16 protein-coding genes are annotated in these 15621 nt (G+C 39.8%); 4 read left to right on the top strand and 12 right to left on the bottom strand.

Annotated features, from left to right (window positions below; all coding sequences use genetic code 11):
• Nucleotides 1-51: 51 nt before the first annotated feature.
• Nucleotides 52-2637, bottom strand: coding sequence for an ATP-dependent Clp protease ATP-binding subunit (locus HCN_RS06245; protein ID WP_014666916.1), 2586 nt, complete (start codon nucleotides 2635-2637; stop codon nucleotides 52-54).
• A gap of 243 nt (nucleotides 2638-2880) precedes the next feature.
• Between HCN_RS06245 and HCN_RS06240 the strand changes: the two genes are divergently transcribed.
• From HCN_RS06240 to HCN_RS06225, 4 genes are all read left to right on the top strand, one after another.
• Complete coding sequence (locus tag HCN_RS06240) at nucleotides 2881-4170, top strand: outer membrane family protein (protein WP_014666915.1); 1290 nt, start codon at nucleotides 2881-2883, stop codon at nucleotides 4168-4170.
• A gap of 20 nt (nucleotides 4171-4190) precedes the next feature.
• Complete coding sequence (locus tag HCN_RS06235) at nucleotides 4191-5018, top strand: RICIN domain-containing protein (RefSeq protein WP_014666914.1); 828 nt, start codon at nucleotides 4191-4193, stop codon at nucleotides 5016-5018.
• A 65-nt stretch (nucleotides 5019-5083) separates the two neighbouring features.
• Nucleotides 5084-5890 carry a cytolethal distending toxin subunit B family protein gene (locus HCN_RS06230; RefSeq protein ID WP_050982842.1) on the top strand — a complete coding sequence of 269 codons (807 nt, stop codon included), beginning with the start codon at nucleotides 5084-5086 and terminating at the stop codon, nucleotides 5888-5890.
• A gap of 24 nt (nucleotides 5891-5914) precedes the next feature.
• Nucleotides 5915-6538 carry an RICIN domain-containing protein gene (locus tag HCN_RS06225; protein ID WP_014666912.1) on the top strand — a complete coding sequence of 208 codons (624 nt, stop codon included), beginning with the start codon at nucleotides 5915-5917 and terminating at the stop codon, nucleotides 6536-6538.
• 124 nt (nucleotides 6539-6662) lie between these two features.
• Here the strand turns inward: HCN_RS06225 and efp are convergent, their stop codons facing one another.
• The 11 genes from efp to HCN_RS06170 form a co-directional block, all read right to left on the bottom strand.
• Nucleotides 6663-7226, bottom strand: coding sequence for an elongation factor P (efp, locus tag HCN_RS06220; protein WP_002956382.1), 564 nt, complete (start codon nucleotides 7224-7226; stop codon nucleotides 6663-6665).
• Nucleotides 7227-7399: 173 nt separating this feature from the next.
• A complete protein-coding gene (locus HCN_RS06215; protein ID WP_014666911.1) occupies nucleotides 7400-8323 on the bottom strand; it encodes a class II fructose-bisphosphate aldolase in 924 nt (307 codons plus the stop codon).
• Nucleotides 8324-8346: 23 nt separating this feature from the next.
• Complete coding sequence (locus HCN_RS06210) at nucleotides 8347-9192, bottom strand: peptidylprolyl isomerase (protein ID WP_014666910.1); 846 nt, start codon at nucleotides 9190-9192, stop codon at nucleotides 8347-8349.
• A 71-nt stretch (nucleotides 9193-9263) separates the two neighbouring features.
• Complete coding sequence (locus HCN_RS06205; RefSeq protein ID WP_014666909.1) at nucleotides 9264-10016, bottom strand: uroporphyrinogen-III synthase; 753 nt, start codon at nucleotides 10014-10016, stop codon at nucleotides 9264-9266.
• 6 nt (nucleotides 10017-10022) lie between these two features.
• Entirely contained in the window at nucleotides 10023-10532 is a 510-nt protein-coding gene (locus HCN_RS06200) for an HdeD family acid-resistance protein (RefSeq protein WP_014666908.1), read from the bottom strand.
• Entirely contained in the window at nucleotides 10522-11733 is a 1212-nt protein-coding gene (locus tag HCN_RS06195; protein WP_014666907.1) for a peptidoglycan glycosyltransferase FtsW, read from the bottom strand. The genes HCN_RS06200 and HCN_RS06195 overlap by 11 nt, the downstream gene beginning before the upstream one ends.
• 125 nt (nucleotides 11734-11858) lie before the next feature.
• A complete protein-coding gene (locus tag HCN_RS06190; RefSeq protein ID WP_014666906.1) occupies nucleotides 11859-12905 on the bottom strand; it encodes an adenine nucleotide alpha hydrolase family protein in 1047 nt (348 codons plus the stop codon).
• Nucleotides 12906-12982: 77 nt separating this feature from the next.
• On the bottom strand, nucleotides 12983-13651 hold the full coding sequence (locus HCN_RS11985) for an LbetaH domain-containing protein (RefSeq protein ID WP_014666905.1): 669 nt from the start codon (nucleotides 13649-13651) through the stop codon (nucleotides 12983-12985).
• Between the two features lie 186 nt (nucleotides 13652-13837).
• Nucleotides 13838-14641, bottom strand: a complete 804-nt coding sequence (locus HCN_RS06180; protein WP_014666904.1) for a class I SAM-dependent methyltransferase — start codon at nucleotides 14639-14641, stop codon at nucleotides 13838-13840.
• Nucleotides 14642-14644: 3 nt separating this feature from the next.
• Nucleotides 14645-15415 carry an SPASM domain-containing protein gene (locus HCN_RS06175; RefSeq protein ID WP_014666903.1) on the bottom strand — a complete coding sequence of 257 codons (771 nt, stop codon included), beginning with the start codon at nucleotides 15413-15415 and terminating at the stop codon, nucleotides 14645-14647.
• Nucleotides 15416-15422: 7 nt separating this feature from the next.
• Nucleotides 15423-15614: a hypothetical protein gene (locus tag HCN_RS06170; RefSeq protein WP_014666902.1), complete on the bottom strand. Its 192-nt coding sequence runs from the start codon at nucleotides 15612-15614 to the stop codon at nucleotides 15423-15425.
• Between the last annotated feature and the right edge of the window lie 7 nt (nucleotides 15615-15621).

The following is a 15621-nucleotide window of genomic DNA, read 5'->3' as shown; positions in this document are numbered from 1 at the left end:
ATGTATAGCAAATCTTTAATACTAAAATCTTTAAAGATTTTAGTATGTTGTTTAACCCTCTTTTTTCTCCACCTGTGCGTTAATAGAATCCCCATTAAGTGTGAAAAGCACACTTCCTCCTTCGCTTACTTCATCACGCAGAATTAAATCAGCGAGTTTGTCTTCAACCTGCTCATACAACGCCCTTTTTAGCGGACGCGCCCCATACACGCTATCAAAGCCAACCTTTGCGATATGCTCTTTTGCCTCATCACTTAGGCTAATCTCTATGCCCTTTTCCTTAGCCTTTTTAGCAAGAGATTGAAACATAATATCCACAATTTGCGTGATTTGCTCCATTCCTAGAGGATTAAAAATCACAACATCATCAAGGCGATTTAAAAATTCAGGTTTAAAATACATTCTTAACGCCTCTTTGACAGCATTTTGCTTCTGTTCTTTATCTTGCAACTCTAGAATCTTATCACTTGCGATATTGCTCGTTAAAATGATAATGGTATTGCTAAAATCTACCACAACGCCCTTGTTATCACTCAATCGCCCATCATCAAGCACTTGTAATAGGATATTAAACACATCTGGATGAGCCTTCTCCACTTCATCAAACAGCACAATACTATAAGGTTTGCGTCTTATAGCCTCAGTCAAGACACCACCTTCTTCATAGCCCACATATCCCGGAGGTGCACCTACAAGCCTACTGACTGCGTGTTTTTCCATATATTCGCTCATATCAATCCTAACAAGCGATTTGGCATTGTCAAACAAAAACTCCGCTAAAGTCTTAGCACACTGCGTTTTCCCTACACCTGTGGGTCCCAGAAACAAAAAACTCCCAATGGGGCGATTAGCATCACTTAGCCCGGCTTTATTGCGTTTAATGGCACGAGCAATGGCTTTGATTGCAGATTCTTGCCCCACCACACTTTTTGTGAGTTCAGATTCTATGTCTAAAATTCGCTCCTTTTGGCTTTGGAGCATTTTTTTGATAGGCACTCCACTCCAGCGACTTACCACACTTGCGATACTTTCTTGCGTTACGGCATTTTTAAGCAAAGTGCCATTTTTCTGCATTTGCTCCCATTGGTCTTGCAACTCTTTCTCTTTATTTAAAGTCTGTGGAATCTTGCCATAGTCAATTTCAGCCGCCTTGCTGTAATCCCCACTTCGTTTGGCATTTTCAGATTCTCGCCTTAGGCTATCAAGCTCGGCTTTAATGTTAGCAATTTGCGTGAAGACATTTTTTTCCTGCTCAAAGCGTCCATTGAGTGAGATTTTCTCCTCTTTAAGATTTTCTAGCTCTTTGTCAATCTCTGTGATTCTTGCTTGATTAGAATCTGTCTTTTCCATATTGAGTGCTTGTCTTTCCACTTCTAAATTTGCAATTTGCTTTTTGACTTTGCTAAGTTCCAATGGCTCAGATTCTATTTGCATTTTAAGCTCCGCAGCGGCTTCATCAATTAAGTCAATAGCCTTATCGGGCAGGAATCTATCCGTGATATAGCGGCTTGAAAGCTTTGCTGCAGCAATGAGTGCTAAATCTGTGATATTAACATTATGATGGGCTTCAAGGTTTGGCTTAATCCCACGCAGAATCTGTAAGGCTTCATTAATGCTTGGTTCATTGACATTAATAGGCTGGAATCGGCGTGTAAGGGCGGCATCTTTTTCAAAATATTTACGATATTCTTTGAGTGTGGTCGCACCGATGGTGTGAAGCTCTCCGCGTGCAAGAGCTGGTTTTAGAATATTTGCCGCGTCCATACTCCCTTCACTTGCTCCTGCTCCCACGATGGTGTGAATCTCATCAATGAATAAAATCACATTACCCGCTTTTTTTACTTCATTCACAACATTTTTTAATCGCTCTTCAAACTCACCGCGATACTTCGCCCCAGCGATTAACGCACTCATATCAAGGGCTATGAGCCTTTTGTTTTGTAAGCTTAAAGGCACAGATTTTGAGATAATCCTTTGAGCCAAGCCCTCTACCACAGCAGTTTTCCCAACTCCGGGTTCGCCTAGCAAAATAGGATTATTTTTGCTTTTGCGGATTAGAATCTGCATCATCGCATTAATCTCATCATCGCGTCCAATCACTGGATCAAGCGTGTTTTCTAACGCCTTTTGTGTAAGGTCAATGCCAAACTTGCTTAAAGATTCTAGATTGTCATCACCACTTTGAGATTCTATCTTGCTATCCCCTCTTAACGCAAGTAGCGTCTTTTTCAGCTCATTCATATCCACAAATGGCTTAAAAATACTTACAAAATCTTGCTCTTTAAGATTAGCGATGAGAAACATATCCACCGCAATAAAGCTATCATTATTTTTTGTGGCTTCGCCTTGAGCGAGATTTAATGCATTTGAAAGCTCTTTGCTGATACTTAGACTTTCCTTTGAGACTTGAGAGCTTTTTGGCAGGGTATTGACTTGACTTTGTGCTTGTAGCGTAATGGTAGCTTTGTCAATATTGAGCTTATTTAAGGCTTGATTCAGCACACTTTGATGATTGCTTAATAATGCCCAATACAAATGTGAAGGGGCGATTTCTTGATTCTGTGAATGTAGTGCAAGTGAAGCCGCACTATCAATGGCTTCTTTGAGTTGATTGGTTAGTTTATCAAATAAATTCATAGCAAACTCCTTTTAAGTTTTATATGAATTGTATTATATAAGTTTAGTCATTTAATGTCAAGTTTATTTATAAAATAAGTGATAAGTTTTTGCTAATATGCTTAGAATCTGTCAAATTTTATGCCAAGTTGCTAAAAATTTAGATTCTATATGAATTTATTGAGAATTTTTTGCATTTTTAAAAAGGTTTTTTGGATGAGTTTTGTATAATATGTGTAAAATTTTCATCTTTAAGGAGTATGAGTGAGAAAGTTTCTTGTTGGTGTGTGCTGTTGCGTGTGGTTAAGTGCTTTTGGAGTGGAGTATAAGATTGGAGGAAAAGCTGAAACTTTTGGTAAATTTGGCTTTAATAATGGATCATATAATCCAAATACATTTAAAAACCCTACTGATAGTTATGCTTCGTTATTTGGGGCTATGGAGTTTGATGTAAAAGCTCAAAATGGTTTTAGTGCGTCTTTAGGCGGTGCGATTAATGCTTTGGTGTATGATAGTACTTCTTCACAAGGTGGGCAATCTTTAGGAAATGGCTATATCGGTGCGTGGTTTGGCTACAAGGGCGATAAGGCAATGGAAGCGAGACAATATATTTTACATAATGCATTTGTTGGCTATGAGGGGGAGTATTTTGGCTTTAAGGCTGGGCGATATGAGAGTAGTGGGCTAGACTGGTTTGGTGCGTGGAATCAAGGTGGGGAGCTATATGTTGGCAATGAGTATGTGAAGCTCTGGGGATTTTACTCTGATAGCAGGGCTATGGTGTATAGCAATTGGTTTTGGGATTATACGCGTTTTAGTGTGGCTGGTAAGGGCGTGTATGCTGGTGGGCTAGATGTTGGCACAGATTCTATAAAACTTTCGCTCTATACTTATGGTTCGCAAGATCGCTTTGTAGCACCGGGCGTGAAGTTTGCGTGGAATGAGGCTCTGGGGGAACATCTTTCAAATAAATTTGTGGCTATTGGACTATTTCCTATAAATGAAGAGAATCCTAAAGGAATGAGCGGTGGATCTGCGTTAGTAGGCAAAGATACGCTTTTTGGTGACAAGCTTGATAAATACACGCAAACACTTTTTATTAGGGAACAGGTGAATTTTTACAAACATTTTGCCGGGGTAATGCTCTATAAAAATTGGGGCAATGCTAATGCGTGGATAGGCTCGTATGGCGATCCGTTTAATGGCTTTGATATTTGGATAGGCAGTGCGTATGATAAAGGTGCTTCTTTGAGCGATATGATAGGACGCAATGCGATAAGCACTATTGGCTATATTGGCGGAGATTATGGGGATTTTTCTTGGCAGATTCTAGGGCGACACACACAAAGCCCACGAAGTGATGAAAATGCTTTGGCACTCACTTTGAATCAAAGGCTGTATAAGGAGCTAAGTATGCGTGTAAAGATTGAATATTTTAGCGATGTTACAAAGGCTGGATATTCTGTCGGCGGCGATTCAGATTCATCTCCCTTATCGCATAATCAAACAAATGATAGAAGCCATATAATGACTTGGCTTTCACAGAAATTTTAATATATAAAGGAGTGGCTTATATGAAAAATAGAATCTCTATAGCCTTTGTAATTGGCTATATGTTGGCTTTTGGTGGCTGTGGAGGGAAAATAGGCGATGTGAATCCAACCGCTGGACTGATAGGGTATTCTAAGGATTCTGATCCGTTGAAAATAGGCTCAAAGCCCAAGCCACCAGCAAAGCAAAGCACACCTACACTTGTTGTTGGACCCATAGTTGTGCCTGAAGATCAAAATAAACGCTTTAATACAAGAGTGAGAACACAAATCACCGAAGAGATGGTGGGGAAAAGTTCACGCAATGCCGTGTTGCCTGTCAAGCACCCACCACTAGTTGGGAGTAGTGGAGTAAATGCACCGCCTATTCCACCGCAAAATGGAGATTGGATAGTATTGATGTCGCCCGGTGGTGCGGCTTTGACCGTGTGGGCTTTGGCACAGGGGAATTGGATATGGGGCTATACACTTATTGATAGTATAGGCTTTGGTGGTGCACGCGTGTGGCGACTTAGATTCTTTGATAATGATGAAGTGATGATTGAAAATAACGAGACACGAACTTGTCTCAATGGCTATAAAAATGGGCTTATCCATATGGCGTGTAATACAAAAAATCGCTACCAAAGATTCAAACTCATTCCTATGTCTAATGAATCTTTTCAGCTTAAAAATGTAGGCTTGAATCAATGTGTGCAAGCACCCATAGGCAATATTTTCGGCGATTTCCATAGGGTAACAAGTATCTTTTTAACCAAATGTGCGACAGGAAGCAATTTAGATCAGCAGTGGTATGTTGCCCCACCGACTTTTTTAGTGCGTCCTTTGTATAGGCGGGATATTGATAAATGAAAATAATGGCAGTAAAAATAATGGAGGTAGCAAAAATGGGCGTAAAAACAATAACAATAGAAAAAATGATAAAAGCAATATGTGCTTGGCTTTGTGTTGTTGGTGTAGCATTTGGTGCGATTGATGATTTTAAGACTGCTTCTTGGAATCTTCAAGGCTCTTCGGCAACATCTGAAAGCAAATGGAGCGTGAGTGTGCGGCAGCTCATAAGTGGAGAAAATGCAGCTGATATACTTGCTCTGCAAGAGGCTGGGTCTTTGCCACAAACGGCAACGCCCACTCAAAGGACTTTTCAAACGCCACAGGGTATTCCTATTGCTGAATATACTTGGGATTTAGGCTCTCGCTCTCGTCCGGATATGGTGTATATTTATTATTCTCCGGTTGATGTTGGAGCAAATCGCGTGAATCTTGCTATTGTTTCTAGGCGAAGGGCGGATGATGTGATTGTTCTGCCACCACCCACAACGGTTTCTCGCCCGATTATTGGAATCCGCATAGGTAATGATGTGTTTTTCTCAATCCACGCTTTGGCTAATGGCGGAAGAGATGCACCTGCGATTGTCAATTCTGTGTTTAATCATTTTAGCGGACGATCAGATATTAATTGGATGATTTTGGGAGATTTTAATCGTAGCCCTGCGAGTTTGCGGCTTGAGCTTAATTTGGAGACGCGAGTAAGGACGGCGATAGTTGCTCCAAATATAGCCACACAAAGAAGCGGAGGCATACTTGATTATGCAGTGATAGGGAACTCTGGAAGCGGCTTTAGAGAACCGCTTATTGCAGCTGTTTTGATGTTGGCAAATTTCCGCACACAGCTCGTGTCGGATCATTTTCCTGTGAATTTTAGAAGATTCCCACCAAATTAAAAAATATACAAAAAAGGATATGTGATGAAAAAGCTATGTTATGTTGTATTGATGCTTGGCGTGATGAGTGTAGGGAGTATGGAGAGTGTCGCTGAAGAGGGTGTGTCTGGTTTTAGCTTTAATAGTGGCGGAAGAAGAGATGATTTTGAGAATGTTACACGGCGTTTTCAAATACGCAATGTGCGAAATGGCATTGCATTAAATATTGATAGGAAGGGCGATTTTAATACGCAAAATTGGTTTTTGCGTGATTTTGGGCTTAATCCTAAGTTTATTAAAGGTAAAGATCCTTTGGCTAAAAGTTGGGGCTTTGGCTATGTGCAGTTTGTTGATCCGCGTAATCAGGATAGATGTCTATCTATTGGTGAGGATGGTTTTTTGCATTACAAGTCTTGCAGGGGTGATATACAATCAAAGGCGTTTGAGAGTATATTTTCGATCATTCCCACAAGCAGTGGGGCGGTGCAGATACGCTCTCTAGTGCTAGAAGCCAATGAATGTTTGAGTGCGTTTGAAAATCCAAATGTGCCTATTGAGCGGCGTTTTGGCATACAGCCTTGTTCGCTTGATTTTGATTTTTTGATTGATACAAGTGAGCTATTTTTCTTTACACCCGCACTTGTGGAGGCTCGTCCTTTGGCGAGATGAAGTGCTTATTGTGTGAAGCAATAGCTCAAAATCTAGGCTTGAGAATTAAAAAATGTGAAGTGTATTTAAGAGATTGTTTTAGGAATATCAAAAAAGGCTAAGGTTTCAGCCTTTTTGCAGGGACTTATTTAACTTTTTCTAAATACTCACCTGTTTCGGTATTGACCTTAATTTTTTCGCCCTCCAACACGTGGAAAGGCACCTGCACAACAGCACCAGTTTCGAGTGTGGCTGGTTTTTTACCTCCGCTACTTGTATCGCCTTTGAAGTTTGGTGCGGTTTCTGTGATTGTTAGCTCCACGACAAGCGGCACATCAACGGAAATCGCCTTATCATTATGGAATAGAATCTGCACATTTAGCCCATCAAGCATCCATTTTGCCACTTCACCTACTTGATCTTCATTCAGTGCGATTTGCTCATAGGTAGTTGTGTCCATAAACTGAAAAGAGCTGCCATCGTGGTAGAGAAACTGCATTGTCTTTTCTTGTAAATTTGGCTCTTCGCATTTATCACCCGCGTGGAAGGTCTTTTCAATCACTTTGCCATCAAGAAATGACTTAATCTTAGCACGGACAAACGCCGCACCTTTACCCGGTTTTACATGTTGATACTCTGTGATTCTGTATGGAATCCCATCAATTTCAATTTTTAGTCCTTTTTTGAGTTCGCTCATTCCAATTGCCATTGTTTAAATCCTTTCAAGTAGTGTAAAGTCGCGTATTATAGCATTTGTGTGTGGTATTTGCAATTAAGATTTGGCGTTTAGGGGGATAAATTTAAAGATTAAAAGAATATAGAATCTTACAAAGATTCTATATTATAGATAAGGGGTTTGTTTAATAGCCGATTTTTCTTCCCTTATATTTTTCCAGCACTGCCTAGCACACCCATTCTCTCCACCATAAGTTTGGTAACAAATTCCATTGCTGGAGTGAAGAATTTGCGTAAGTCAAATTGTGTGTTATCGCTATTTGCCACCCTTCGCACTTCAGCGATAAAGGCAATACGCAAGTCTGTGTCGATATTTACCTTATTAATCCCGCCTTTGACTGCTTCTTGTAAAAATGCAAACGGCACACCTTTGCTGTCCTTCAAATCCCCACCTGTGGCTAGGAAAGCTTCTCTCACATAATCTGGTATCGCACTTGCGCCGTGCAAAACAAGCGGAATATTTGTGCGGACTTTGACTTCTTGGAGACGCTCAAAGTCAAGCTTTGGCTCACCCTTAAACTTAAATGCCCCGTGGCTTGTGCCAATGGCAGGGGCTAGATAATCCACCTGTGTGGCTTTGACAAACTCTTCTGCTTCATCAGGATTAATAAGCACCGCATCTTTTTCATCAACGGAAATATTATCCTCAATCCCCATAAGTCGCCCAAGCTCCGCTTCCACGCTCACCCCCTTGCTATGGGCGTATGCTACCACTTCTTTTGTCATTTCTAAGTTTTCTTTAAAAGGGTGGTGAGAGGCATCAATCATCACGGAAGTAAATCCTGCATCCACTGCTTTTTTGCAAGATTCAAAGCTTGTGCCGTGATCTAGGTGCAATGCCACGGGGATATGTGAATAGCGGTTGGATAGAATCTTGACTAAGCCCACTGCCATATCAATCCCCATATATTTAATCGCCCCTTCACTTGCCTGAACGATGATGGGCGATTTAGCAACATCAGCTGCCATAAAAATGGCATTTAGCATTTCAAAATTTACAAAGTTAAACGCCCCCACGCCATAACCCTCTCTATGGGCTTTATTTAGAATCTCAATCCCCGAAACAAGCATATTCTCTCCTTATGTGATTAAAACTATTTTGTAATCTGAATTTTTGCTTTTTCACGCAAAGCCTGAATCTTTTGCATCATACCACCTTGCACATTTTGCATTTTGATTTGCTCTTCAATGATTTTTTTAGCCTCATTGTAAGGAATGATTTTTGGCTCACTCTTTTTGATAAGGTAGATAACGTGGTAGCCAAATGGCGTTTGCACCGGCTCTTGCGTATATGTGCCGGGTTTAAGATTTGAAGCAGCATTAGCAAAGTCTGGGTGCATAACATTGCGTTGGAATGTTCCTAAATCCCCACCATTTTTAGCTTGTTTTGAAGCTGGGTCAGTGCTCTTAGCATTGGCAAGTTCAATAAACTTAGATTCAGCTTTTTTCCCTGCTTTATCAAGCTCTTTAATAATATCTTTTGCTTCAGATTCAGTCTTTACCAAAATATGTCTTGCGTGCATTTCTTGGTTAATAAACATACCCTCATTATTTTTGTAAATTTCCTTAATTTGTGCGTCATTGACACTTGGCATTTGAATCCCACCTACTTGCTTTTTGCTCCATAAGTCAATAAGAAGCTGATCTTTAATATTATTAATCGCTTCGGTATATTCTTTTGAAGTATCAAGCTTTTCAGCCTTGGCGGCTTTAAGGATAAGCTGACGATTGACAAGCTCTTGGATAATACCCTCTTTTTCTTGACCAGAAAGTTTAGCATAATTGAAGTTAGGGATACTTTGCTTCAAAATTTCTAAATCCTTATCCGTAACGGCAGGTTTGCCATCAATGGTAGCGTAAGTCTTAGCTTGTAAAGATGCGATAGCTAGGCTTAAAAAAATCGCACCAAAAAGTTGTTTTGCGGGAAGATGTTTTTTCATCGTTATTTCTCCAAAATTTAAGATTTGCAGGATTGTAGCAATCAAAGTTAAATGGACTTTAAGCCTAGATTCTACTTTCTTGCATTTTGGGTATTTAGCCCTAAGGCTATGGATTTAGCAAACTCAATAGCGTGGGGAATGCTAGGCTTTGGGCTAATGTAAGCCTGAAGTGTGGGGCTAAAAGAAGCAAAGGTGCTTTTACCAATGGCAATAGCGATATACTCATATTCCCAGCTAAAATTTGCTACAAAGCTTTTATACGCACTTGGTGCGGTGAAGATTAACACGCTTTGCGGTTTTGGCTTAAGATTCTGCTCTAAAGTTAAGGGTGTATTCACATAAGCTATGACTTCTTGCAGCGGGACTTTGGCATTTATAAGTGTGGCATTAAGCTGTGAGACAATCTCTTTGGCGCGTAGATAGATTGGAAAGCGATTTTGAAGCAGGGGGATAATCTCTTTAGCAAATTCTTGCCCGTGCGCTTTTTGCCCTACAAACTCCACCTTTGCGTTATGCTGATAGAGAATCTCCGCACTCTTTGGGCTTATCACAAAGCTTGGAATCTCACGCCACTTAGCAAGATGTGGATTGTAGTGTGGGGATAGGGGGTTGGCAGATTCTAGCAGGGCTCGTATAGCGTAGCGTGAAGTAAAAATAAGGCTATCAATGCCTTGTAAATCGTGTGTGATAGGCAGATAGGTGATTTTATTTGTAATAAGGCATTTGACATTTTTTACTTCGCGTGTGCCTATAAGCACAACTTCGTAGGCACGAGTGGCAAGGGGATTATAGGATTTGCTTGTAAGCAATACTGAATCTGCCATTATGGATTACTGCATTTTTCTTAGACTATTCCAAAAGATTAAGCCAATACCGCCACTGATAATAAGTGTAATGCCAAGAATCAGGCTAATGAGTGTAGCAAGCACTTCAGGGAAGATGACAAAAAGCACACCAAGTAGCACATACAGCCCACCCATAATCATCACGCCACTAGCGAGATTTGAGATTTTTGAAAGTCTCCACGCGTGGATAAGCCACAAGATTCCTTTTAAAATAAGCCACAAGGCGATAAGAAGTGGAATAAAATTTTGTGCTATTTCTTCACCGCCAAAAAGCAGTACCAAGCCAAATGCACACGACAATAGCCCATCTATGAGTATCATCATAAAACGCATTTGAAAAAAATACACAAGGCTTCCTAGCCCACTAAAAAGCATAATAAAGCCTACAAGATAGGCAATGACAATCATTGTGTTATCCGGATTTGCAATACACACAATACCTAAAATGATGAGTGAAAGGCTAAAGGCCAACCAAAGTATGCTTTTAAGATTCATTTTTGCTCCTTAATAATGAGGTTTGATGTGATGAAATTTGAGTTTGAGGTTGGGATTTTGAGATAGCTAAAACTAAGCCAATGGCAATGCAATTTGCAATAAGTGAGCTACCCCCATAACTTAAAAACGGCACAGCTATACCTTTTACAGGCGTGATTCCAGAGATTCCAAAGGCGTTAATAATAAGTGAAAAACCAATGAGTAGCCCAACGCCAATGCAAAAAAGATAGCACATTTTGTTTGCAGCACGATTAGCTATGCGAAAGAGTAAAAGTAAGATATAGCCAAAAAGCAGCATAATCCCAAATAACCCAAGGAAGCCAAGCTCCTCTGTAATTCCAGCTAGAATGATGTCTGTATGGACATCGCTTAAAAATCCAAGCTTAATAGAGCCTTCAGCTAAGCCAGAGCCAAAAAATCCACCATTTGACATAGCATTTGTAGCGTGATAGATTTGATAAGGTTCAGGTAGTCCGCTCACGCGGAGATTCTCCGCCCAGCCTTGTGGGAGCAATGCCAAAACAGAATCTTGTGCGCTTGCCCACCACGACTTGACACGCAAGATTCTATGTGGGCTTGTGATAATAGCTAGAAATGCTGTGCTTATCGTGCCTAGAAAGATAATGCCTAGCAGTCGCAAACTCCCTCCGGCAAAAAGCAGCATTACTCCTAGTGTGAGTGCTAGGAGAATAACCTGCCCTAAATCATTTTGTAGCACCGCAATAAGCACCACAGCCACGATAAATAAAAGCAAATAGGGGATAAAGATTCTAATCTCATCTTTAATGGAAAGATGCACATTGCTTACAAACTTGCGAGAAAAACTCCAAGCTAGAAAATACACAAAACCGATTTTAAAAAGTTCAGATGGTGCAAGGGAGATAAAAGAAAGCCTAATCCATCTCTTTGCCCCACCAGCCGAGCTTACAAAGCTTTGGGGCAAAAAGTGCATACCCACCATAAGAATGATAGATAAAAGAAAAATAGCAACGCCAATGCGTTTAAAATGGGCTTCAACATTAAGCTTAGAAAGTCCCCACATCAGCAAAATGCCACAAATCACAGCTATAATCTGCCTTATAAAAAAGTGAAAATGCGTATAGCCATTATGACTTGTGATATATGCTGCGAGTGAGTAAGACATCACCGCACCGATACAAGATAAAAGTGTAACCGCATAAAAAAGCCTAGAATCTGCCATAAATCTCACTTTGTTTTAAAGTTATGTTTAATCTTTTATTTGCGTTGGGGATTAAAAACGCCATTCTATCAAAACATTAAGAATAAAACATCAAAAAATGCAAAATGAGATTGTGTTTAAAGCTATCACACCACTTGTTTAATGCGTCTCCATACGCCATTTGCATCTTTTTTTACAATCTCTGTATTTGCGTGAGAATCTACGATTCTATCAAAATGAGATTCACTTATCCCCATTGTTTGACAAATATCATATTTAGCTAAAGGATCAAGGATATGATCAGCTTCATTGATATAAAGCAGAGCCTGTTCTCGTGTGATAGCCCCCTCTCTACAAAGGCGTGTCGCCATATCAGTTGTGCGTTGTGCGCCAAATTTTACAAATTTGCACCAATACTGCACCATATAGCCAATACTATCAATTTGTGCAAAATGCTCCACAGAGCCTTGCCTATACCATTCGTGGAAGTCTTGCAAGTCCTTAAATCCCACACTTCTAGCCTCATGCATTGAATCTACATAGCCATAGGGATAAATCGCTCCCATAAATATAAACTTCAGCTCATCTGTGCTTTGTTTGTGAAAAATATTGAGTTCCTTTGTGCTGCCATACTCAAAAGCCGCATCTTCGCCATAAAACACATCTCTTACCCCAAATGCTCTAGCAATCTTTACCACCTCACTTTCAAAGCTCCCCAAACGGAGTTCAGCCAACATATAGGGATTAAGATATTTTTCAAAGCATTCTTTCATTTCCTGTTTGCAAGTTTTAGGCTTGTAGCGATAGATGATATGATCTACATCAAAAAATTCTGCGATATTATTGAGATTATGAGCCCCTGCTTGTGTGCGAGTAGATTCATCATAAGTGGTAATCAGCAAGGGATTTTTGACATTATGATTTTGTATAAGCCTTTTTACAATCATATGGGAATCTTTCCCACCACTCACACCAATAACGCAATCATAACTATTTTTATCTACTGCCCCCCCCCCAGTTAATTGTCTGCTCTGCTCCAAATGCTTTGTAAGCCACTCCTGCCTTGCTTTAAAGTCAATATGTTTTTTTGCCTTAGCGTTGATACACGCCCCACAGATTCCATTTTCTACATAAAGATTTGGGCGATACTCCATAGGGAATCCGCATATTTTACAGCCTGTTATGGTTTCCATTTTTACTCCTTTTTGTTTTTTAAGATTTTGAAAATTTGAGTTAAAAAGATTCTAGTTTCAGCTTTAATGACACCTCCTTATAGAGTGGAATCCACTCCAAAAATATCCCTTAGCACATTGTGTGAGCTTACTAAGATTCTATGCTTGGGATAAGAGCCTACAACAATACTGTTACTCGGCACATCAGTATCTATGATAAAGGTATTTGCCCCAAAGATGACATTATCTCCTACATTACATTTACCTATCACTCTGCTACCCCCATACATCAGCACTCCCTGCCCAAAAGATGGATAATGCGTAATGCCATTTTCTTTGCTAGAGCCAACGCCACAATTATGATACGCACAAAAATAATCACCATACTCTGCCCTGCCTAGCACACTCCCTACAGGGTGAGTAAGCATAAAAATCTTAGGTAACTTCACTTCATAAAACATATCAACGCTATGCAATGCCTTATTTAAGCAATATATCTGCGTAGCACAATCAATTTTATTATGGCGATAAAGCGTATTTGCTAGGTAGTAGAGAAATACAGCATATTTATCGCTATGGTAGAAGTCATTTTGACTTAGGGCTTGTGTGTAGTATTTGCCAGATATGTGCGTTAAGCAAGAGGCAAAATGCTCCATTGCGATAAGCAAGTCAGCAGATTCTATAAGGTTTTGGTTATATTCAAGCGGAAAGAGTGAATCTGTTTGCTTATGGATAAGTGCGGATACAAAAGGGAGCAGGGCAGTCATATTGCCCCCTTGCGTATATTTATATGTGTGTTTATTTGATAATGATGAGAATCCCCCAGTTGAGTAGCATTCCCGCAGAAATGGTAAGGCGAGGTGTTGCTGTGGATTCTATAATATGGGATTGTGTGAGATGAGATTCTATCAAATCGGGCTGTGTGGTGGCTACTTGAGATGGTTGAAATGGAGTTATGTTTCGCCCCCCCCCCCCGTTATATAATCTTCGCTGTTATGCCCAAAAGCAAAGTTAGATTCTGTGTTATCAATAGCTAGAGTAAAGCTCCCTATGCCCCTTTGTGAAAAGTCGCGTTTAAAATCTATTTGTGGATAAAATGGCACAATCTCAAGGCTTCGCACACCATCACACATATCTATAATGCTTTGTTTGCAGTAGGTATTGTAGTAGCCATTGGTGAATGGCTTTTTGGGATTGTTTTCATTATAGCTTGAAGGGCGAGTCCTATCGCAAATAGTCGTGTATAAATCCACATCAAACTCTGTGTTAAACAAGCTTGAAGCATACAATCGCCCCTTAGGCTTTAAGATTCTTACAATCTCTTGCATAACACGACTAATGTTTTCTTTATCCACCCAGCTCAAAGTCTGCCAACAAAACACCAAATCAAAGCTAGAATCTTGCAAAGGTAAATCCCTTAAATCCCCTTGTATAAATTCCATTCTATCTTTAGATTCAGCATTTATCTCTTTTGCTAATTCTAATCCATCTTCATTATAATCCAAAAGCACAAAACTCGCATTAGGAAAAAAGCTAGATAGATGATAGCTTAAAGTCCCACCACCACAAGCTAAATCTGCAATTCTATAAGGAGCACTCTCATCTAACTCCCCTTTGTTTATAGAATCTATAAGCAAAGATTCTAAAGCTTTTTGCTGTTCTGTTTTATTGATAGATTTAGCGTAATAATCTTTTGCTAGATTCTTATCTGCTTTCATCGTGCGTAGATAATTGTCTTGCGTTATGTTCTTTTGCATTTGTTACTCCTTTTGATTTTTATTAACGCGTTTAGCGACATTATTTGTCTTGCCTACTTCCACAGGGGCATTGCTATACACAAGGCTATCGCTTCTATCAGTGATTTGATCGCATACCTTGCAGATAAGATTTGATGAAAACACTCTATTTTCTTTGAAGATTCTCTGCACATTTTTGATAGGTTCTCCATTTTGTATTTGCTCTAAGCTTTGTGTGTGTAAATTCCCCATAATAAACTTTCTATGTGGGTCAAAGCAGCATAGGCTCACCTCGCCATTTTCTCTAATAATCATATCTCTACCATAGATTCTATTGCATTTTGGGTGGTCTTTGGCTTCGGTGAAAGGCTTAATCTCTATGCTATCTTTTAAGCCCTGCAACTCAAGCGTATCGTAGAATCCACCAAAATTATGGGGTTTCCATATTTGAATCTTATCAACCCTTTTTTCCCAATACTCTTTCCACTGCTCTATATGATGTTTATTTTGCTTTAAAATCACATAGTTAAAGCTAAGATAGGGACGCTTGGGATAGTCTAAGATTCTATGGATATTCTCCCATACGCGTTCAAACTTCACACTGCCCTTATGCACACTCTCATAGGTTTGCTTATCCATACCATACATACTTACACGCAAGACATCAAGGTATTCTAGCAGGGGCAATTTCTCTTCGGTGATAGCATTGCAAGTAGAAGAGCTTTGCAATTTGCAATTCGGGATTTCATCTTTGATATATTGCATATATTGCAAAAGAATTTCTTTTTTACACATAAAAATATCACCATAACCGCCAAAGCCTATGGTCTGCCCCCCCCCCTGTTTGTCTAAAATGCTCTTTTAAGCGACTAACACAAAGTTTGTAGGTCTCCCAATCCATAGTCTTAAAGCGGAATGGATATTCATCACGCGGACACATAATGCAGTTTGCATCACAGATTGTCGTAACCTCTAAGCAAAAATTTTCTTCCATTGTTTTC

Source organism: Helicobacter cinaedi PAGU611, from assembly GCF_000284635.1.
Taxonomy (GTDB): Bacteria; Campylobacterota; Campylobacteria; order Campylobacterales; family Helicobacteraceae; genus Helicobacter_C; species Helicobacter_C cinaedi.
This window is presented reverse-complemented; position numbering and strand designations above follow the sequence as displayed.

Bases quoted from the DNA above. Each gene is read 5' to 3' on its own strand.
- HCN_RS06245 (WP_014666916.1), bottom strand. From the start codon at position 2,637: ATGAATTTATTTGATAAACTAACCAATCAACTCAAAGAAGCCATTGAT.
- HCN_RS06235 (WP_014666914.1), top strand. From the start codon at position 4,191: ATGAAAAATAGAATCTCTATAGCCTTTGTAATTGGCTATATGTTGGCT.
- HCN_RS06230 (WP_050982842.1), top strand. From the start codon at position 5,084: ATGATAAAAGCAATATGTGCTTGGCTTTGTGTTGTTGGTGTAGCATTT.
- HCN_RS06225 (WP_014666912.1), top strand. From the start codon at position 5,915: ATGAAAAAGCTATGTTATGTTGTATTGATGCTTGGCGTGATGAGTGTA.
- efp (WP_002956382.1), bottom strand. From the start codon at position 7,226: ATGGCAATTGGAATGAGCGAACTCAAAAAAGGACTAAAAATTGAAATT.
- HCN_RS06215 (WP_014666911.1), bottom strand. From the start codon at position 8,323: ATGCTTGTTTCGGGGATTGAGATTCTAAATAAAGCCCATAGAGAGGGT.
- HCN_RS06210 (WP_014666910.1), bottom strand. From the start codon at position 9,192: ATGAAAAAACATCTTCCCGCAAAACAACTTTTTGGTGCGATTTTTTTA.
- HCN_RS06205 (WP_014666909.1), bottom strand. From the start codon at position 10,016: ATGGCAGATTCAGTATTGCTTACAAGCAAATCCTATAATCCCCTTGCC.
- HCN_RS06200 (WP_014666908.1), bottom strand. From the start codon at position 10,532: ATGAATCTTAAAAGCATACTTTGGTTGGCCTTTAGCCTTTCACTCATC.
- HCN_RS06195 (WP_014666907.1), bottom strand. From the start codon at position 11,733: ATGGCAGATTCTAGGCTTTTTTATGCGGTTACACTTTTATCTTGTATC.
- HCN_RS06190 (WP_014666906.1), bottom strand. From the start codon at position 12,905: ATGGAAACCATAACAGGCTGTAAAATATGCGGATTCCCTATGGAGTAT.
- HCN_RS11985 (WP_014666905.1), bottom strand. From the start codon at position 13,651: ATGACTGCCCTGCTCCCTTTTGTATCCGCACTTATCCATAAGCAAACA.
- HCN_RS06180 (WP_014666904.1), bottom strand. From the start codon at position 14,641: ATGCAAAAGAACATAACGCAAGACAATTATCTACGCACGATGAAAGCA.
- HCN_RS06175 (WP_014666903.1), bottom strand. From the start codon at position 15,415: ATGTGTAAAAAAGAAATTCTTTTGCAATATATGCAATATATCAAAGAT.
- HCN_RS06170 (WP_014666902.1), bottom strand. From the start codon at position 15,614: ATGGAAGAAAATTTTTGCTTAGAGGTTACGACAATCTGTGATGCAAAC.